The 20,702-nt window shown below is 46.0% G+C and carries 14 protein-coding genes; 5 read left to right on the forward strand and 9 right to left on the reverse strand.

Annotated features, from left to right (window positions below):
• Nucleotides 1–108 precede the first annotated feature (108 nt).
• From acs to MD535_RS09630, 3 genes are all read right to left on the reverse strand, one after another.
• Entirely contained in the window at nucleotides 109–2,058 is a 1,950-nt protein-coding gene (gene acs / locus MD535_RS09620; protein WP_265674655.1) for an acetate--CoA ligase, read from the reverse strand.
• Nucleotides 2,059–2,226: 168 nt separating this feature from the next.
• The gene (locus tag MD535_RS09625) at nucleotides 2,227–2,853 is read right to left on the reverse strand and encodes a 3'-5' exonuclease (protein WP_265674657.1); all 627 of its coding nucleotides are present in this window, start codon (nucleotides 2,851–2,853) and stop codon (nucleotides 2,227–2,229) included.
• A gap of 40 nt (nucleotides 2,854–2,893) precedes the next feature.
• A complete protein-coding gene (locus MD535_RS09630) occupies nucleotides 2,894–4,720 on the reverse strand; it encodes a DUF294 nucleotidyltransferase-like domain-containing protein (protein ID WP_265674902.1) in 1,827 nt (608 codons plus the stop codon).
• Nucleotides 4,721–5,006: 286 nt separating this feature from the next.
• Between MD535_RS09630 and MD535_RS09635 the strand changes: the two genes are divergently transcribed.
• The 4 genes from MD535_RS09635 (at nucleotide 5,007) to MD535_RS09650 (ending at nucleotide 10,679) form a co-directional block, all read left to right on the forward strand.
• Complete coding sequence (locus MD535_RS09635) at nucleotides 5,007–6,194, forward strand: 3-phenylpropionate MFS transporter (protein ID WP_265674659.1); 1,188 nt, start codon at nucleotides 5,007–5,009, stop codon at nucleotides 6,192–6,194.
• Nucleotides 6,195–6,263: 69 nt separating this feature from the next.
• Nucleotides 6,264–9,692: a PAS domain-containing hybrid sensor histidine kinase/response regulator gene (locus MD535_RS09640; protein ID WP_265674661.1), complete on the forward strand. Its 3,429-nt coding sequence runs from the start codon at nucleotides 6,264–6,266 to the stop codon at nucleotides 9,690–9,692.
• Between the two features lie 163 nt (nucleotides 9,693–9,855).
• Nucleotides 9,856–10,188, forward strand: coding sequence for a DUF3316 domain-containing protein (locus MD535_RS09645; RefSeq protein ID WP_265674663.1), 333 nt, complete (start codon nucleotides 9,856–9,858; stop codon nucleotides 10,186–10,188).
• A 155-nt stretch (nucleotides 10,189–10,343) separates the two neighbouring features.
• Complete coding sequence (locus MD535_RS09650) at nucleotides 10,344–10,679, forward strand: DUF3316 domain-containing protein (RefSeq protein WP_250618717.1); 336 nt, start codon at nucleotides 10,344–10,346, stop codon at nucleotides 10,677–10,679.
• Between the two features lie 101 nt (nucleotides 10,680–10,780).
• Here the strand turns inward: MD535_RS09650 and MD535_RS09655 are convergent, their stop codons facing one another.
• On the reverse strand, nucleotides 10,781–12,484 hold the full coding sequence (locus MD535_RS09655; RefSeq protein ID WP_265674665.1) for a sodium:solute symporter family protein: 1,704 nt from the start codon (nucleotides 12,482–12,484) through the stop codon (nucleotides 10,781–10,783).
• Between the two features lie 10 nt (nucleotides 12,485–12,494).
• A complete protein-coding gene (locus tag MD535_RS09660; RefSeq protein WP_250618715.1) occupies nucleotides 12,495–12,761 on the reverse strand; it encodes a DUF4212 domain-containing protein in 267 nt (88 codons plus the stop codon).
• A gap of 333 nt (nucleotides 12,762–13,094) precedes the next feature.
• Here MD535_RS09660 and MD535_RS09665 point away from each other — a divergent pair, with 333 nt between their 5' ends.
• A complete protein-coding gene (locus MD535_RS09665) occupies nucleotides 13,095–14,825 on the forward strand; it encodes a potassium/proton antiporter (protein WP_265674666.1) in 1,731 nt (576 codons plus the stop codon).
• A gap of 97 nt (nucleotides 14,826–14,922) precedes the next feature.
• Here MD535_RS09665 and MD535_RS09670 read toward each other — a convergent pair whose 3' ends face one another.
• From MD535_RS09670 to aspA, 4 genes are all read right to left on the reverse strand, one after another.
• On the reverse strand, nucleotides 14,923–15,552 hold the full coding sequence (locus MD535_RS09670) for a response regulator transcription factor (protein WP_265674668.1): 630 nt from the start codon (nucleotides 15,550–15,552) through the stop codon (nucleotides 14,923–14,925).
• A gap of 99 nt (nucleotides 15,553–15,651) precedes the next feature.
• Complete coding sequence (locus MD535_RS09675; RefSeq protein ID WP_265674903.1) at nucleotides 15,652–17,439, reverse strand: protein-disulfide reductase DsbD; 1,788 nt, start codon at nucleotides 17,437–17,439, stop codon at nucleotides 15,652–15,654.
• 158 nt (nucleotides 17,440–17,597) lie between these two features.
• Entirely contained in the window at nucleotides 17,598–18,908 is a 1,311-nt protein-coding gene (locus tag MD535_RS09680; protein WP_265674670.1) for an anaerobic C4-dicarboxylate transporter, read from the reverse strand.
• Nucleotides 18,909–19,058: 150 nt separating this feature from the next.
• On the reverse strand, nucleotides 19,059–20,510 hold the full coding sequence (aspA, locus tag MD535_RS09685) for an aspartate ammonia-lyase (protein ID WP_265674672.1): 1,452 nt from the start codon (nucleotides 20,508–20,510) through the stop codon (nucleotides 19,059–19,061).
• Nucleotides 20,511–20,702: the final 192 nt, after the last annotated feature.

The following is a 20,702-nucleotide window of genomic DNA, read 5'->3' on the forward strand; positions in this document are numbered from 1 at the left end:
TTGTCAGAAAACTTGCAACACAGTGCACGTTTTTACTCAATTCTGAAAAACCTTGATACAAAAAAACCGCCCTAGAACAAGGCGGTTTGTTGTGGACATGTTGCGGTCTTACGCGAGTTCAGCTTTTTCTGCGATCAGTTTATCAACCACGCTTGGATCCGCTAAGGTTGAGGTGTCACCTAGGTTACTGGTATCGCCGGTTGCAATTTTACGTAGGATACGGCGCATAATTTTACCGGAACGTGTTTTCGGTAACGAATCAGTCCAGTGCAACACATCAGGGGTGGCGATTGGACCGATTTCTTTTCTTACCCAGTCTTTTACCTGCTTATGAAGCTCTGCTGATGGGTATTCACCATCATTGAGCGTGATATAGGCATAGATGGCCTGACCTTTGATGTCATGCGGGATGCCAACAATTGCGGCTTCAGCAATTTTATCGAAAGCGACTAATGCCGACTCAATTTCTGCGGTGCCCATACGGTGGCCAGAAACGTTGAGTACATCATCGACACGACCCGTGATCCAGTAGTAACCATCTTCATCGCGACGCGCACCATCACTGGTAAAGTACATCCCTTTAAACGTCGAGAAGTAGGTTTGCTCGAAACGGTCGTGATCGCCATAGACGGTACGCATTTGTCCAGGCCAAGAATCTAGAATCACGAGATTACCATCTGTCGCGCCTTCTATGATGTTACCCATGTTATCGACAAGCGCTGGTTGAACACCAAAGAATGGTTTGCTGGCTGAGCCCGGTTTTAAATCTGTTGCACCCGGTAGCGGGGTAATTAAAATCCCACCAGTCTCGGTTTGCCACCACGTATCAACGATCGGTGATTGCTCGTTACCAATCGTCTTGTAGTACCACTCCCATGCTTCTGGGTTAATTGGTTCACCGACCGACCCCATGATTCTTAAACTGTCTCGTTTGGTCCCTTTTACTGCTTCGTCCCCTTTTGCCATCAGTGCACGAATGGCCGTTGGAGCGGTATAGAGAATATTAACTTGGTGCTTGTCGACCACTTCGCTCATGCGGCTTGTATCTGGGTAGTTTGGCACGCCTTCAAATAAAATCGTTTTTGCGCCATTAGCAAGCGGACCATAGATGAGGTAGGTGTGACCGGTAATCCATCCCACATCTGCAGTACACCAGAAGGTTTCACCCGGTTGATAGTCAAAGACGTACTTGAACGTCATTGCGGCATAGACTAAGTAACCGCCAGTGGTGTGCAATACACCTTTAGGTTTACCCGTTGACCCTGAGGTATAGAGGATAAATAGTGGATCTTCCGCTTGCATCTCTTCAGGAGGACAAATATCAGACACCGTTGCTGTGGCTTCATGCCACCAAACGTCACGATGACTGTGCCAAGCCACATCACCACCAGTACGTTTAAGAACCATGACAGTAGAAATGTTTTTCACGTCTGGGTTCGTTAGTGCTTCATCAACGTTTTTCTTTAGTGGTACTGCGCGACCGCCACGAACGCCTTCATCAGCGGTGATTACGACTTTCGCATCTGAATCGATAATGCGGCCCGACAAGGCTTCTGGAGAAAAACCGCCAAATACCACGGTGTGAACGGCACCGATTCGGGTACAGGCTAGCATGGCAACCGCCGCTTCAGGCACCATTGGCATATAAAGGCATACTACGTCGCCTTTTTTAACGCCTTGCGCTTTTAGCGCGTTTGAAAATTGACAAACTTCTTTATGCAATTCATTGAAAGTGAGCGTTTTATCGTCGGCAGGGTCATCGCCTTCCCAAATGATCGCTACGTCATCCCCTTTATCGGCGAGGTGGCGGTCAATACAGTTCGCAGACACATTGAGTGTGCCATCTTCAAACCAGCGAATATCGACATGACCGGTATCGAAAGAGGTGTTTTTCACCTGTGTGAAGGGTTTGATCCAATCTACAATCTTGCCGTGCTCGCCCCAAAATGCCTCAGGGTTGCTAACGGACTGCTGGTACATGGATAGGTAAGTGTCGTTATCCGCGTGCGTATGCGTTTTAATATTTTCTTTTACCGGATAAACATGAACTTCACTCATTGCTTCTCTCCTTGTGAATTGAGCACTTCCAACTTGGGCTGAGTTACATCTGCTACTAACTCTCGGCTAGATTGGCATAAACGGCAATTAGACTTTAGGCGTACTTGTTTTAAATGCCTTTAAATCAGTCACTTGCACTCATGCTGAAATGAGATCCCAGTCGCAAAATTAGTTTTGGGGAATAAAGGGTGGCATTGTGCCTTTTGTCAGCTTCAAATAGACCAGGGCGGCGGCTTTGGCGTCGTTGAGGGCATCGTGCTTATTGTAGGCGGGTATTTCTAAGTGCCGACAAATAGCCTCTAAGCTTAGATCGAAATAGCCGTTCGGCAACATTCGCAACAGCTTGTCATTGTAGAGCTGGCTGACTTCAATGAGCGCGTTGGGAAGGGGGAAGCCAAGGTGCTTTTTCGTGACACGATCGAGGATTTTTTTGTCGTAGCGAATGTGATAACCGACCAAAGGGCGATTACCAATAAAGTTAATGAGGGACGTAATCGCTTGCTGTTCGCTGATGCCATGTTTCAAATCGTGATGAGTAATGTGATGAATTTTAACCGAGTTTTCGTCGAGTGACTGTGGGGCACGAAGATGTACTTCAAATGGGGCGCTAGTAATAATCCGGTTACCAATGATTTTGGTCGCGGCAATCGTCACTATTTCAGCCACGTTAGGATCGAGACTGGTTGTCTCACAATCGAGTGACACAAACTCATTGCAGCGGGCACGGGCAAACAGTGGCGCATAAGTTGTGCCTTTAAGTTTATAGTGCCACCAATATCGTCGAATTGGGTTCATACTGCTCCTTGAGCGCAGGTTGCTTCTTACCTGTGCGTCGCTATATGCGAATTTGGTAATGATAGCCAAGCCATTGCTTGAATTTTTTCACCACATGTAGCCCATGACGTAACAAGTCCCGCTCTGGGCGCTCTAAGTTCGCTAACTGAATCGAATTTTGGGTGTGATGATGAGTGAGCTGTTGTTGCAACCTGAGTTTGAAAAATTGTTTGAGTGCTTCTGACAGATTATTGGCAGTCGAGGTCTCTAAAACGCGTTTCTCAACCAATTGGTCAATTCGCTCGAAAGTGTTGGTTGCTTCTAGCCCATACTCTAGGCTGAGTGCTCGAATACCGTGAACAATAGGGAAAATGCCGCCTTGCTTGATATCCAAGCCGTCCTTAGACGCTTTGACATTACCAAATAAGGTGAGCGGTACAGCAAAAGTCAGAGCGGGGCGGGTAAAGTCAGCCAAAATCAGCTCTTGCCCTTCCATTTGTTCTCGTAAGGACGTGCTTATAGGGGCAAGAAGTGTGAGGTTTCCTGCGATAGCCCGGGCGTCGGCAAGAATCGCCAACGCCATCACGTTATCGGGTGTCGCTTTAGTAATTAATTGCCGGACGTGACGGTGCCATTCAGAAACAGATTTGACCCACTGACTATTACTCACCATGACGTTGCCGGGACATAGTGGATAACCTAATCGAGCCAATGTATGGCTTAGCGTTTCTAGTACCTTTTCTTTGTCTGGCCAATCTAAAGCGTCATCTAAGATAAGCGCGTTATCTTGATCGGTTTTTAGTATTTGTTCGCCACGACCTTCTGAGCCTAATACGATAAAGCAGCAGTGATTATGTACTGCAGGAGGGAGGATCAATTCGAAGGCTTTTTCGATAATTTGCTCATTTACCGCTGAGATAAGCTCCATCATGAAGCGAGTGCGAATACCATTACTTACCAGGCTATCGACAAGTTGCTGTTGTTTTGTGGATGCCAGAGCAAGTTCTTCAATGCTATTAGCCCGAGCAATACTGAGCGACAACACATGAGAGTGGGTTGAGAATGTGCTGAGTATTTGGGTCATGTCGAGCATGCCAACCGGCTTTGAACCATCGCATACCATCAGCCGCTTAACGCGTTGTCTTGTCATGGTCACCATGGCATTAAAGAGAAAGTCCTCTTTTTCAACCTGATGAACGGGAAAGGTGGCGATATCACTTATCGAAGTGTCGCAGGGTAAATGCTCCAGAACGACGGCATGGAGCATGTTGGTACGGGTGACGATGCCATAAGGCAGGGCAGAGGGATGCGTTTGTCGTCTTGGATCACTATCGTGCAAGCCAATAAGAGCGGCATCAACGCCTTGATCAAGTAATAACTGTGTGACTTCGGTAATAGAATGCTCAGCATCCAGTATTAACGCCGGATGGTAAATATCTTGGTCGACCTTTGTCAGAATAAACTCAGCGAGGTTTTGTTGTTTTTGCGCGTCTTCGAGTAATTGCTGTCTGGTGGCTAAATTGCTATCAAAATAGGCAGCAAATTGCCCATTTGCCTGATAAAGAGAGAGAAAGACGTCTTTAGGCAGTAAGTACGCTAATGTGTCTTCAAGGGCGACGTAGTGATGTTTTACTGGGTCGCCAAATTGGGCTCGCACATCAAACATGTCGTCAAAGGTGTAGTGGGCGTATATTTCCTTGCTGTGTTCATCACGCTCTTCTACCGAGCCCTTAATTAAAATGTAGAGATGCTGACTGAGCTGATGACTTTTTAGTAGGACATCTTTTTCTCGAAAATAAGCGACGTCCAATGATGAGCGCAACTGGGTTTGCTCACGTTCAGACAGGCGGTCGAACGGAGGCGACGACATATTAAATTTGTCAGGCATCATAGGGTCTCTGTGTTGTCTCACCGTACCTCATATTGTGACAACTATTGCATTAACCTCCAGACGACTTTAGTCGAATAGGTCTGTTTACTGGTTATCCAATTGATACGTTTTATGAGTGATGGAGTAATGTTCGGCGTCTATGACCATAAGGGGGCACTATTTGAGGTAATTTATTTCTAGTAACAATTCCCTTTTTTGGAAAGACATGTCATTGCATAATGTGCCCGTTCTACTGTGATCAGGTCATTCATCCTGATTTATTTCTTCTTTTTAGGTTGTTGTTATGTTGAATCCTTCTCCTTTTGCCTGGGTCTCTCAGTACCTGTTTGGCTTCTTCTTTGCTTATGGTGTCTATTTACCATTTTGGGCATTGTGGTTTGAAGACCAAGGTGTATCTGCTACAGATGTTGGTATGTTAATGGGGCTTGGTTTTGCGACACGGTGTGTTGCTAATTTATTGATTACACCAAGAATTCATCAAGTTGAACGCCTACTGCCAGCGTTGCGTTGGGCAACATTGGCTTGTACATTATTTATTGCCATGCACCTAGCTGCGGGCGCCAATATCATGTTACTTGCGTTGGTTACGGTGTTATTTAACCTGAGTTTCGGCCCTATGGTGCCGTTGTCTGATGCGATGGCCAATCATTATGCGAGTCGAGGTGTGTTGGACTATGGACGAGCTCGTCTTTGGGGCTCTGTTGCTTTTATTGCTGGCTCTTCGGTTGTTGGGTATCTAGCGTCGCAGTATGGCGCCAATATGATTGTCTATACGGCGTTAGCAGGGTTTGTCCTGTCGATGTTATTAGTGATGAGAACGCCAATTAACCCGCCCGTATCAGAAGCGTCACATGCGGCAGAACGTCCTAGTTTAAAAAGCTTGTTGTGTGATAAGGAAGTCGTGCGTTTTCTGGTACTGATTGCACTTATTCAAGGCAGCCACGCCGCGTACTACAGTTTCAGCTCTATATACTGGAAAGAAGCCGGTCACCCCGAAAGTGTCATTGGCTACCTATGGAGTTTGGGTGTGGTCTCAGAGGTGCTTTTGTTTGCCTTTAGCAAAAAATGGTTTGCTGGCTGGTCGTTGCGAACCTTATTTGTTGTTTCTTCTATGGGCGTGATCGTGCGGTGGGGATTGACGGCGTCAACAGTAGCCCTGCCTGCTTTGGTGGTTATCCAGCTACTTCATGGTGTCACCTTTGGTATCGCGCATATTGCTGCCATTCAATACATTCAAAAGTCAGAAGCCAATAAAATGGTGGCATTACAGTCGCTTTATAATGCGATTCCTCTTGGTGCCTTTATAGCGTTAATGATGGCGGTAAGCGGCTGGGGGTATGAACAATGGGGTGCAAACATTTTCTGGGGTATGGCGTTTATGGGTGTATTAGCGTTATTTATTAAGGTTGAGCCAAAAAGTAAACCGGTGAAAGACATCAAAGAGTTTTCTCAGCCTGAGCCACAGAAATGATGCTAAGCGTTTGAGTTATTAGGTTATAGCCCTTTAAATGAGAACAAAGGTTTTAAAGGGATATGACCAATGCAAGGATGGATAGTAATTCCTGTCTCGCTGGCATACCTTGGGGTGTTATTTCTCATCGCATGGTATGGAGACAGGCAAAAGAAGTGGTTGTCAAAATGGCGACCGTGGGTTTATAGCCTCTCTATCGCGGTGTATTGTACCTCTTGGACCTTTTACGGTACGGTGGGGCAAGCCAGTAACAATCCTTGGTCGTTTCTCCCTATTTATATCGCTCCCATTCTGGTGTTTACATTAGGTTGGCGAGTGATTGCTCGTTTAGTGCTGATTGCCAAGCGGGAACATATCACGTCGATTGCCGATTTTATCGCTGCCCGTTACGGAAAATCACAAGGCTTGGCTGTGGCTGTCACCCTAATCGCGGTGGCGGGGATCTTGCCTTATATTGCGCTGCAGTTGCGTGGTATTACTATGGGACTAGACGTTGTCGCCCCAAACCTAGCCAATGATCTTGGTTATCAAGATACCCATATCTCTTGGTTCGTTGTTGGTGCATTAGCGGTTTTTACCATGCTATTCGGAACTCGTCATATTGATAATACCGAGCATCACCGTGGCATGATGATGGCGGTAGCATTTGAGTCAATTGTTAAGCTGGTGGCATTTTTAGTCGTTGGATTTTTCATCCTTTATCTGGCATGGGAACGCCCTGATATTCGATTGGCGGAGCTGGCATCCGCGACCTATCAATCCCCCAATATTCCTACGCTACTTATCCATACCGCATTAACCATGATGGCGATTATCTGTCTTCCTAGGCAGTTTCATACCATGGTGGTTGAAAATGAACGAGCAAAAGATTTGCATACTGCTCGCTGGCTATTTCCACTTTATTTGCTCCTGATGGGGCTATTTGTGTTGCCGATAGCATGGGTTGGACAGGGTTTGTTAATGGGGACATCCCCCGATACCTATGTCATTAGTATCCCTAAGTTTGCCGATGCCGATCATATCGCGTTGTTGGCGTTTTTAGGTGGAACCTCTGCGGCAAGCGGTATGGTGATAGTGTCGACCATTGCGCTGGCTATTATGGTATCGAATGATCTCGTGATGCCGTTGTTACTGCGGCGCATTAAGCTGGCTCATCGCTCTCACCGTCACTTGTCTGGCTTGTTGTTGATCATTCGCCGAGCGTTGATCTGCTTGTTGCTGTTTGGCGCATGGTTGTTTTATCAGGCGTTAGATTCTATTCACTCTTTATCGGCGATTGGCTTTTTGTCATTTTCGGCGATTACCCAATTCGCCCCCGCACTTATTGGTGGCTTGTATTGGCGTTTAGGTAACCGAAAAGGGGTGTATGTTGGTTTACTCGTGGGCTTTACCATTTGGCTGATTACACTGATGAGTGAAACGGGGCTGCTTGCTGGAGATGCGCAGAATAACCTGTTGATTTGGGTGATTACTCCACCAGAGTTGTTGCTATCTTTGGATCTTAAAAGCTCTGACTGGGGCATGCTGATTAGTGTTGTGCTCAACGCGTTATGCTTTATTACCGTGTCGTTGTCGACAAGGGCGAGTTTAACGGAGCGTTTGCAGTCGGCTTCTTTTGTCGGTACGCCATTACCCGAAAGTGAAAATATTAGCTTATATCAAAGCCGAGTGACGGTGGCTGAACTCGAAATGCTGGCCTCTCGCTTTGTGGGACGAACGCGGGTTCGCAGCGCTTATCGACAGTTTTGGCGTCAGCAGCAACAAGATGCGTTACCCAATCAGCAAGCATCGGCGGAGTTGATTCGGCATACTGAACGAGTACTGGCTGGTGTATTTGGCGCCTCGTCCGCGAAACTTGTTCTGACGTCAGCGTTGCAAGGTCGTAATATGCAGCTCGAAGAAGTGGCGACGATTGTCGATGAAGCGTCGGAGCTGTATCACTTTAGTCGAGGTTTACTACAGGGGGCGATAGAGCACATAGGGCAAGGTATTGCTGTTGTCGATAAACAGCTTAGGTTAGTGGCGTGGAATCGACGTTACTTAGAATTATTTAGCTTCCCGCCGGGGTTGATACAAGTAGGGCGACCTATTGCAGAGGTCATTCGACATAATGCAGAGCAAGGACTTTGTGGTCCGGGCGACCCGAATGAACATGTTCGCAAACGCATTTATCACCTAGAGCAAGGCTCACCGCATACGTCATCAAGGATCCGTGCAGATGGTAGCGTGATTGAAGTTCAAGGTAATCCCATGCCCGGCGGCGGGTTTGTCATGAGCTTTACCGACATTACTGTGTTTAGGGAGGCGGAAAGTGCGTTGCGTGATGCAAATGAGCGCTTGGAATTCAGAGTGACTGAGCGAACGAAAGAGCTGGAACAATTAAATGCCCGTCTTGTGTTCGCCACAAAGAAAGCGGAATCTGAATCGCAATCCAAAATGCGTTTTTTAGCGGCCGTAAGTCATGACTTGATGCAGCCTTTGAATGCTGCTCGACTGTTTGCTTCCTCTTTATCAGAAGTCAGTAAAGATGATGAAACGAAAAAATTGTCGTCGCACATTGAAAGTGCGCTCGGCGCCGCAGAAGAGTTGATAGGTGATTTATTAGATATCTCTCGTTTGGAGTCGGGGAAGTTGCAAACGAAGGTGCGTGGCTTTGAGCTTTCAGAAGTCTTTGAGACATTAAAAGCTGAGTTCAGTGCCATTTCTGTTGGCCAGAATATTCGTTTTTCGGTGGTGTCATCGGGTTTGATTGTTAAGTCGGATCCGAAATTATTGCGTCGAGTACTGCAGAACTTTCTTACCAATGCTTTTCGCTATAACCCCGAGGGGAAAGTGGTGTTGGGCGCGAGACGAGTCAATGGTCGAGTGAGAATTGATGTCTGGGATGATGGTATTGGCATTCCAGAAGATAAACAGAAAGAAATTTTTGACGAGTTTTCTCGCGTTGATCAGGCTCGAGCTGATCAAGGGCTAGGGTTAGGGCTTGCTATTTCTAGGGGGATAGCCCGAGTTCTTAACCATCAGATTTCTATGCAGTCATGGCAAGATAAGGGCAGTGTATTCTCGATAACGTTAGATAAAGCGAGTGATGTTGAGCCGGTATTAAAGCCTGTGACAACGGCGCCACATGCTGCACTTCAGCATCTTAAAGTGCTTTGTGTTGATAACGAACAAGACATTCTTGTGGGTATGGAGAGCTTATTAGCGCGCTGGGGGTGTGATGTTAGAACCGCGCTCGATTTGGTCGGTAGCCTCAAACATCTGGAAGATGATTGGTTACCGGATGTGATTTTCTCGGACTATCGTTTAGACAATGGCCGTACAGGCTTAGAGGTGTTACAGCAATGTCGTCTGCGGTTAGGAGACTCATTTAAAGGCGTGATTATTAGCGCCGATCGTACTGAAACTATGCTTGAAGGCATTAAATCTAATGGCTTTAGCTTTTTGCCAAAACCGGTTAAACCCCTCAAATTAAGGGCGATGCTCAATCGTACCTAGTCAGATGAAAGTGATGGAAAGCATTAATGTCATGATTGTGTTGTTAAGTTTTCCATTGCTTTACCTTATATAACGCTTCCTTTACATAGCTTGACAGACGCTTTACATCAGGTGAGTTACGCTAGAGTCCTCTTCAAACACGTCAGTTAGAAAAGGTGAATATATGAAAAAGCGATTAGTTGTAGCGTGTGTTGCGCTTATGTCTGGAAGTGTATTCGCAGGAAGCGATATTGGTAATAGCAAGTTGGAAACCGAAGCATTTTCCAGCAAGCAGAAAGCCTATGAGGCTGGCTACCAGTTGGTTGATGAACTTAATGAGATGTCTAGTGGTGCTTTGGCGCATCAATTCAAGCTGAATGCTCACAGTGACAACATCCAAGATGTTGAATTAAAAAACACTGAAATATTAGTTCAAGAATTCTCCGAAAAACAAGGAACTATAAAGTATCGCGCTCAGGTGAATGTCAGTTATCAATATGACGCGAAAGATAGTTAGTCCTGTTCAGGTCTTATCTTAGGAAAAGGCAATATAATAGAGTGGCAAAAACAGGTTTATTCTCAATATCACCAAGATTAAACGAGAATACGAACTGTTATTTGACGCACTATCTTTATCTCTAATGAGAATTTAGTAAGTAATGAGGTGTCATCATGAATAAACTAGCATTAATTACCGCGTCTTTGGTTCTATCATCTACAGCAATGGCGACCACAACATCACTGGTTGGTGATGTCGACTTACATTCAGAAGGCTTTAGCACTAAACAGCAAGCTTATGATGCAGGCTTTCAGATGGTGAATGATTTGAAAGCGATGCCTTCGACGGATTTAGTTTATAAGTTGAGAGTGCATGAAGGCGATTTATTGCGAAACAGTGTCCAAGTTGACGATGCGCAGATCACCGTGCAGGAATATGCAGAAAATCGCGGTGAAATTAAGTACCGAGCGATTATCGATGTTGAGTATTCGTATAAAGAGCGCTCATAGCGGTTTACTTACCGTTTAGGTGACGGCCTGCGAGTCGCGTAAAAAAGACCAATGCGTACGCATTGGTCTTTTCTTCTTTAGCCAACGAGTAAACGTTGTTATTAGTGGTCGTGGGCCTCACCAGCACCTTTCGGGTAACGGATAGACTCAACCATTTCTTGTACATCTTCAGGTACTTCAGCCGTGAACTTGTTCACTACGATAGAGACAACAAAGTTTAGACACATACCCAGTGTACCGATGCCTTCTGGGCTGATACCAAACCACCAGTTTTCTGGTGTGCTTGCGGCTGGGTTGATGAACTTGAAGTAAATGATGTAGCTTGCTGTGAAGGCAATACCTGACAACATACCGGCAATTGCGCCTTCCTTGTTCATCTTCTTGTAGAAGATACCTAGGATGATGGCAGGGAAGAAGGATGCTGCGGCTAAGCCGAAGGCAAACGCTACTACCTGTGCTACAAAGCCTGGTGGATTAATACCTAAGTAACCTGCACCTACAATCGCGACCATGGCTGCTAGACGAGCAGCTAATAGCTCCTGCTTGTCGGTCATGTTTGGCCTGAAGCCTTTCTTCAACAAGTCATGTGAAATTGACGTTGAGATGACCAATAACAAACCTGCGGCTGTTGATAGTGCGGCTGCTAGACCACCGGCTGCAAGTAGTGCTACAACCCAGTTTGGTAGTTTCGCGAGCTCTGGAGAAGCCAGAACGATGATGTCACGGTTAATCTTCATCTCGTTGCGTTCATCGCCCGAGTAGAACATTTTGCCATCGCCGTTCTTATCTTCCCAACCCACTAGGCCAGTACTTTCCCAGTTTTGATACCAACTTGGTGCTTCTGCTGCTGGTACCCCTTTCATATCAGGGCCATTAATCGTCTCAATCATATTGACTCGAGCGAAAGCGGCAACGCCTGGTGCAGTTGTATAAAGCAAAGAGATGAACAGTAGCGCCCAACCTGCTGAGATACGTGCATCACGTACGCGAGGTACAGTGAAGAAACGAATGATTACATGTGGCAGACCCGCAGTACCGACCATTAGAGCTGCACAGATGAAGAAGACATCGACCATGCTCTTGTTGCCTTCGGTATAGGCGGTGAACCCAAGCTCTTCAGTCAAGCCATCGAGCTTATCAAGTAAATAAACGTCTGTACCTGAGAGCGTTGACCCCATACCCACTTGTGGAAGTGGATTACCTGTCATCATGATAGAGGTAAAGATTGCTGGCACAAGGAAGGCGAAAATGAGGACACAGAATTGAGCTACCTGCGTATAAGTGATGCCTTTCATACCACCCAATACGGCATAGAAGAACACAATGCCCATACCAATGATGATGCCTAAGTTAATGTCTACTTCTAGGAAGCGGGAGAATACTACGCCCACCCCACGCATTTGACCTGCGACATAGGTAAATGAGACGAAGATGGCACAAAATACCGCAACCATACGCGCGGTTTTCGAGTAGTAACGTTCACCGATGAAATCAGGAACGGTAAACTGCCCGAATTTACGCAGATAAGGCGCTAAACATAGTGCGAGTAGTACATAACCACCTGTCCAACCCATCAAGTACACCGCACCGTCGTAGCCAACGAATGAGATGATACCTGCCATAGAAATGAACGAGGCTGCAGACATCCAGTCTGCTGCGGTAGCCATACCATTTGCGACGGGGTGAACACCACCACCAGCCACGTAAAATTCACTGGTCGAGCCTGCTCGAGCCCAGATTGCGATGCCGATATACAGTGCGAATGTAATACCGACGAGAATAAACGTCCAAGTTTGAATATCCATGTTCTAGCCTCTAGTCTTCCTGTACGTTGTATTTTTTGTCGAGCGCATTCATGCGAGCAACGTAAATAAATATCAGCGCCACGAAGGTGTATATCGAACCTTGTTGAGCAAACCAAAATCCTAGCTTGAAACCGCCAAATTGAATGGTGTTAAGGGCATCAACAAATAGAATGCCTGCGCCGTAAGATACGACGAACCAGATGGCGAGCAGCGTCCCCATGATTCCCAAGTTTTCCTTCCAGTAGGCTTGCGCATGTTCCGATGATTCGAACGCCATGGCTATCTCCTTATTAAGTGGTGTTAACGTAATGTTACGTTTAATAAGGTAGCAGGGTCGTAGCAAGAACTCTGTGCAACTTTAGTCGATCGAAAATAAGAAAGAAATGCATGAATAACAGATGGTTGACGTTATGGTTTGTTAAAAGTGTGATGTTAAATTGCTGTTAAATTAGCCAAAGGTCTAATATTTAACAGTATCAACAAGCCGAGAAAGTGACATTAAGTACACATTAATACACATGTGCTTAGCAAATTAGCTGAGTTGATACCTCACAATTGTGTTTTAATTGTCATGTTGGCAATAAGTTACATAAATCACGGAGAGTAATGAGTGGATGCAGATTCAATTAACAGCCTGTTTTTGACTGGAGCAGTACTTGTCGCATTAAGTGTGCTGTTTAGTCAGGTATCCGCAAAGCTGGGCGTACCGATCCTAGTGATGTTTTTAGGTGTCGGTATGTTGGCGGGAGAGGATGGTCCTGGGGGCATTTACTTCGATGATTATTCCATTACTTATTTAGTGAGTAACTTAGCATTAGCGGTTATTTTGCTTGATGGCGGCATGCGCACCCGCGTTGCCAGCTTTAGAGTGGCTTTTTGGCCTTCAATCACCATGGCAACGCTGGGCGTTGCTTGCACCACAACCTTGACCGGTTTGATGGCTATGTGGCTGTTTGACTTAGAGTTGCTGCAAGGCATTTTGGTGGGGGCCATTGTCGGCTCTACCGACGCCGCCGCTGTATTTTCTTTATTAAAAGGACGCCAACTCAATGAGCGTGTTGGCGCAACACTAGAAATTGAATCCGGAACTAACGATCCCATGGCGGTATTTTTAACCGTCACGCTTATTGCTGTGCTTGGTAGCTCAGGCATGGATTTGGGCGCGGCCTTCCTTATCAAAAGTTTTCTGATGCAATTTGGTATTGGGATTATTGTTGGTTTAGCGGGGGGCTGGTTACTGTGGAAGCTTGTTAACCGTACGCAATTGCACGAAGGGTTATATTCAATACTGGTGATTAGTGGTGGTGTGGCGTTACTGGCATTAGCCAATCACCTTGGTGGCAGTGGTATTTTGTCCATCTATCTTGTCGGGCTATTGCTGGGCAATAAGCCGACACGTTCACGTCACTCAATACTTAGTGTACTGGATGGTATGACTTGGTTAAGTCAGATTGTGATGTTTGTGGTGTTGGGTCTATTGGTAACCCCATCGAGCTTGGTCGACATTATGGTGCCGGGCTTTGCTTTAGCCTTTGGTATGATTTTCTTTGCGCGACCGATATCGGTTTGGCTAGGTTTATCTCTATTTAAGAGTTTCGGCGCTCGTGAAAAATGGTTTATTTCTTGGATTGGTTTACGTGGTGCGGTTCCCATCATTTTGGCTGTGTATCCGATGATGGCAGGTTTACCTAATGCTCAGCTCTATTTCAATATTGCTTTCTTTGTCGTATTGGTGTCACTGGTGGTGCAAGGTGGCACATTAATGAAAGCGGCAGCGTTAGCCAAAGTGGAACTCCCTCCTAAACCAGAACCTATCTCTCGCTCTGGCGTGGAAATTTTTCCGGCTAGTGAATGGGAGATGTTCATTTACAAGCTGAAGCCAGAAAAATGGTGTGTCGGTGAGCCGCTACGTAAATTAAAAATGCCAGAAGGAACTCGAATTGCCGCATTGTTCCGAGATAATCAGCTGCTGCATCCATCGGGCAGTACCGAGTTGCGAGCGAGTGATACTTTATGTGTATTAGCGCAAGATCAAAATTTAGATGCATTGAGTCTATTGTTTAGTGAAGCGCCAGAAGATGAAAGCCTTGCTCGGTTCTTTGGTGATTTTTTCCTTGATGCCACCGCGAAGCTGTCTGATGTGTCGACATTTTATGGGTTTGAATTCGAGGATATCGATGCGGATATGACGCTAAAAACGTTAGTTGAAAAAGAACTAGGTACTCAGCCCGTTTTGGGGGATAGCTTTGAGTGGCATGGACTGCAATGGGTGGTTGCTGCCATAGACGAAAATGAAGTGACGAAATTAGGACTTTGTTTGCCAGACGCACCTGACGAGTAGCGGTATTGTTTGAGTATCACTCTCGCACCTAAAACAAACGCTGGTGGATGACGTGTAAAGGGCCCCGACAAATCGATAATGATTGGTCGGGGCTTTTTTATTCGCTCGCCTCATTGAGTAAAATGACGGCTTGGGTTCGATTCTTTACGCCAAGCTTTCTGAAAATTGCCGTCATATGCGCTTTTATGGTGGCCTCTGAAACATTCAAATCATAGGCGATTTGTTTATTAAGCAAACCGTCTGACAGCATGCCCAACACCTTGTATTGTTGCGGTGTTAGTGTCGCAATTTTCTCTGCGAGGTCACTATAAGTCGCGTCATCAGACATTAGCTCGATAGGAAAATAGGGTTCACCGTCAAGTACTTGATTTAGAGCGCCGATGAGGACTTTCATATCGCTTGATTTAGGGATGAACCCAAACGCCCCATGCATTTTTACTTGCGAGACGATACTGGCTTCTTCGCTTGCTGAAATGACCACTATGGGGATGTCCGGGTGGTCGGCTCTAAGCTGAATTAGCCCTGACATGCCATTTGCGCCAGGCATTTTTAAGTCGAGTAAAATGAGATCCGGCTCTTCGCTTTTTTCAAGTAAGCCAAGTAGAGAAGACAATGAATCCGCTTCTAGCAGGTTGGCACCACTTATCGCCATATGCACTGATTGGAAAAGTGCATTTCTAAACAGCGGATGATCGTCAGCGATAATGATGGTGTACGTCGGTTCCATGTCATCTCAACTTTTTAATAAAATGTTAATACTATTATTGATTCTCTTGCGCCAGCAAACAATTAGCTCAATGCAAAACTCTGATGAGAATCGAGTTTTTTACTGAGTTAATTGGTTTTTTCTCAAGTGTTGCAAGAAATCTTCAGCTGGCACAAACCCTGTCAACCTTGCATTGGGTTGCGCTTGCCCTTGAGCGTCCCAAAATTCAATGGTCGGCAACCCTAAAACATTCATGGCTTTGAGCAGTTCAATATCTTGGGGTTGGTTTTTGGTGACATCCGCTTGCAGTAGCACAAAGTTATCTAATACCGACTCTACGGCAGGATCGTGGAAGGTGTACTTTTCAAACTCTTTACACGCGACGCACCAATCAGCATAGAAATCGAGCATGACAGGTTTGCCCGCTAGTTTTGCTTGTTCGAGTGCTTGATTGAGCTCGTTGATATTATTGACGCGCGTAAAGGTAATTTGTGCTTCATTCTGAACCGTGTCACCAAACCAATATTGCAAGGTGGGTTGAGCGGAGGCGAAGAGGCCAAGGATTGCAATAATGCCAACAAAGCTTTGCTTCCAACCACCAAACGTTAGCGAGTTTTTCTGATGGTATAGCCAGCCAAAGCCGATCACACCTAAACTAGACCATAGTATGGTTGCCCACAGCTCCGGTAGAATTCGTTCAAGTAAGAAAATCGGAGCAGCGAGTAAGACAAACCCAAACAACACTTTAACGCGGTCCATCCATCCGCCCGCTTTAGGTAGCAGTTTATTACCAAACACGGCAGCTGCGATCAGCGGAATACCCATTCCTAGTGCCAGCGCATAGAGAGCGACGCCACCAATTAGAAGATCACCACTTTGTGCGACGTAAAGTAAAGCGCCTGACAGAGGGGCGGTTGTGCACGGTGAGCAGACGAGCCCTGAGATGGCGCCCATTAAGAACACACCGAGTAAATTGCCTCCCTGCTGTTGATTACTCAGGCCGTTTAACCAAGTTTGAACTTTCGATGGTAATTGTATGGTATACAGGCCGAACATCGAGAGTGCGAGCGCGATAAAGAGCACACTAAGACCAATTAGGACATAAGGGTGTTGCATCGCGGCTTGAAATTGCATGCCAGCCGAAGCGACGACTAAGCCAAGCAAGGTATAGGTAAGCGCCATGCCTTGAACGTAGACAAAAGAAAGGCCGAGCGCTTGTTTTTGAGTACGTTTCCCTCCACCTAAGACAATACTGGTTAGTATCGGATACATAGGGAGCACGCAGGGCGTAAACGCGAGCCCAACACCGAGTAATAAAAACAGCGCTGGCGTCCACCAGACCTGTGAGAGTTTGCTGGTTAGGTCATTGTCTAATGCTGGCGCAGATATTGCGGACTCTGCGGGTGTCTTATTGATGACTTGAGTTGAGTTTGTTGCTGTAGCAGCATCATCGAAAGTAAATGGGGCAATATCAATGATACGAGTTTCCGGAGGGTAACAAAAGCCAGCTTTGGCACAACCTTGGTATTGAACAATCAGTTTGCCATCGGGTTGGTATGATTCCAGCGGCACCTGAATAAATAGCGGTTCAGTGTAAATGTTAACCTTGCCAAAAAACTCATCTTGGTAGGGCGTGCCATCTTCCATTTCAATGGTGCCAATAGTGATGTTATCACCACTGATCAGGATTCTATCTTGGTATAGGTAATAGTCGTCTTTGACCTGCCAGTCGATAAAAACACGTTGTCCTTGCTGATAATAATTAAGTGGAAATGCCTCATCTACCGGAACAAAGGTATTGTTTGATTTAGGTGTAAAGGCTAAATCGGAACCTTGTCCAAATTGTGCAAAGCTTGACCATGAGAAGGTCATAAGAGAGAGCAATACGAGCTTAACGAATATTCTTATCATAAGGCGTTACTTGTGAGTTCACGTTTGAGTTATCGAAAATTACTGAAAGTTATCTTAACCTAAGACAGGCAGATAGGAAGTTTTGTTTCAAGCAAGGATAAAAAAAGAGCAACGTAATGCGTTGCTCTTTTAAATGGAGGTAATGTCGGGAGTGCTTAGCCGATGAGTAGACCACCAAAAGCAAACCCAAGCGCGACAGCGGTACTAATCGTTGCGACACCTGGGATGAAAAACGGGTGGTTAAATACGTATTGACCAATACGTGTAGAGCCCGTGTCATCCATTTCTACCGCAGCCAGCAGCGTAGGGTAGGTTGGCAATACAAATAGTGCGCTCACCGCAGCAAAAGAAGCCACAGCGGTAAGTGGAGCAACACCAATCGCGAGTGCTGCTGGCATCAACGCGACGGTTGTTGCACCTTGAGAGTAAAGCAGCATCGAAGCAAAGAATAAGACTAGCGCTAGCATCCATGGGTAGTCTTGTAATAAGGCCCCTGCAAAGTCTTTAATTTCATCGACATGGGCATTGACGAATGTTGAACCTAACCACGCAACACCTAACACACAAACACACGCCGTCATACCGGAGCGGAATGTCGCCGCCGCAGGAATTTGCGAAGCATCGATCTTAGTAAATAACGTGATAGCGCCAGCGGCAGCCAACATGATGGTCATAATTGCTTCATTACGACCTAGTGCTGGATTTTCAATCAAACCTACTGAGCCGGAGATAGCCGCGGCATAACAAACCACAAATATGATGGCGGCTAAGAAAATATAGGTAGCCGTCTTTGCTGTCGGCAGAATATCGCGCTTTTGGGTCGTGTTGAGCTTAATCAGACCTTGAGCAAGGCGCTCTTGATAAACCGGATCATCTTTCAGTTCACTGCCCATGAAGTTGGCAACAAACGCACCGACCATACAGGCGATGAACGTTGTTGGGATACAAACCGCGAGCAGGGTTAGGTAATCGACGCCCATTGGTGCCAGCATGGCGGCAAATGCTACGACTGCGGCAGAGATCGGTGAAGCGGTGATGGCGATTTGCGACGCAACAACAGCAATTGACAGCGGGCGAGAAGGACGAACACCTTGGCCTTTTGCTACCTCAGCGATAACTGGCAATGTAGAGAAAGCGGTGTGACCCGTACCCGCGAGCAGTGTCATGAGGAAGGTGACGATGGGAGCGTAAAAGGTAATACGCTCGGGGTGTTTTCGTAAGAAGTTTTCTGCAATTTGTACTAACCAGTCCATACCGCCGGCCACTTGCATCGCCGCGATTGCGGTAATAACAGACATGATGATCAAGATAACATCAACGGGGATGTATGATTGGCTTGTAGGGACACCTAAAATGAGAGAAAGAGCGATGACACCAGCGCCCCCTGCTAAACCAATACCAATACCGCCGATACGTGCGCCCAAATAAATGAACAGTAGTACGACGGCGAGTTCTATAGCAACCATAGTAATTCCTCGAGTTATCGTTCGCTTAATCAATCCCAACAAGCATAGGCGGAAAGCGAACGGTTGTTTTGCGTTAAATCTGCATTGTTGAATGCGATGTGTTCGTAATAACCAGTAAAAAGGCCCCCTATAGGGAGCCTTAAGTAAACGTTATTCGTAGCGCTTGGCTTTATACTGAGGTTTCATCAGGTTGTCTACCGAGAAAATATCATCAAGCTCTTCTTCCGATAGAAGACCACGCTCAAGTACCACTTCTTTAACACTTTTACCGGTTTCTGCGCAGATTTTTCCGACGATATCGCCCTCGTGGTGACCGATGTAAGGGTTCAGATACGTTACGATACCAATTGAGTTATACACATAACTTTCACAGACTTCTTTATTCACCGTGATGCCATCAACACACTTGTCTCGTAAGTTTACACAGGCATTTTTTAGGATCTCTAAGGATTCAAACATGCTCTGTGCAATGACTGGTTCCATCACGTTGAGTTGCAGTTGTCCACCTTCAGCAGCAAACGAAATGGTATTGTCATTACCAAGGACTTTAAAGCACACTTGGTTTACCACCTCTGGAACAACTGGGTTTACTTTTGCTGGCATGATTGATGAACCAGCCTGCAGCTCTGGTAGGTTTAACTCGTTTAAGCCTGAGCGAGGGCCAGAAGAGAGCAGGCGAAGGTCATTACAGATTTTAGATAGCTTAACAGCTAAGCGTTTTAGGGCGCTGTGCGTCATTACGTAGGCACCACAGTCTGACGTTGCTTCAATCAAATCTTCTGCAGGTACACACTCAAGTCCGGTAACGCTGGATAGGTGCTTAACGGCTAATTCCTGATAACCCGGTGCTGCGTTAAGACCAGTACCAATTGCGGTTGCGCCCAGGTTAACCTCGAGCAAAAGCTTAGAGGTATAGTCAAGATTTTTAATTTCTTCGTTAAGCGTTACCGCCCAGGCGTGGAACTCTTGGCCCACCGTCATCGGCACAGCATCTTGTAGTTGAGTACGGCCCATTTTTAAGATACCAGAGAACTCTTGGCTCTTAGATTCGAATGCCCCTTTTAGGTATTCGATTGAGTCCATGAGTTTTTTCACGCTGTTGAAGACCGCGATACGGAAGCCCGTTGGGTAGGCGCAGTTGGTTGACTGACTTTTGTTTACGTGGTCGTTAGGGTTAATGAACTCGTATTGGCCTTTTTCTTTGCCCATTAATTCAAGGGCAACGTTAGCAATCACTTCATTAGTGTTCATGTTAACCGATGTACCCGCACCACCTTGGAAAACATCCGACGGGAATTGGTCCATGCATTTACCTGTTTCTAAGATCACATCACAGGCTTGAATAATGTACTGCGCCACATCTTTAGGTAAGACGCCTAGCTCACGGTTAGCCAGCGTTGCTGCCTTTTTCGTCATTACCATGCCGCGCACAAAATCAGGCACATCAGAGATAGTGGCATTGGAGATATTGAAGTTTTCAATCGCGCGTAGAGTATGAATGCCGTAATAAGCATCCGCTGGAACATGACGTTGACCTAATAGATCTTCTTCGATGCGAGTGGCTTTAGCCGCTGTGTTTGGAGCGAGGGTGGAAGTAGCCATACTTGGATCCTTAGATAATTGTTCTGCTTAGATTACAGGGTCTTTGCCATATCTGTTTTAAAGAATCCATTCGCCAGAATAATTGGCTGGTTATTACGTCCTGATTTATAGGAAACATATTACTCAAAGTGGCACATAAAAATAGTAGCTGGATCACCTTTTTAACCTAATTATTGCAGAAATCTTATCGAT

Origin of the sequence: Vibrio qingdaonensis, assembly GCF_026191675.1 — a bacterium.
Lineage (GTDB): Bacteria > Pseudomonadota > Gammaproteobacteria > Enterobacterales > Vibrionaceae > Vibrio > Vibrio qingdaonensis.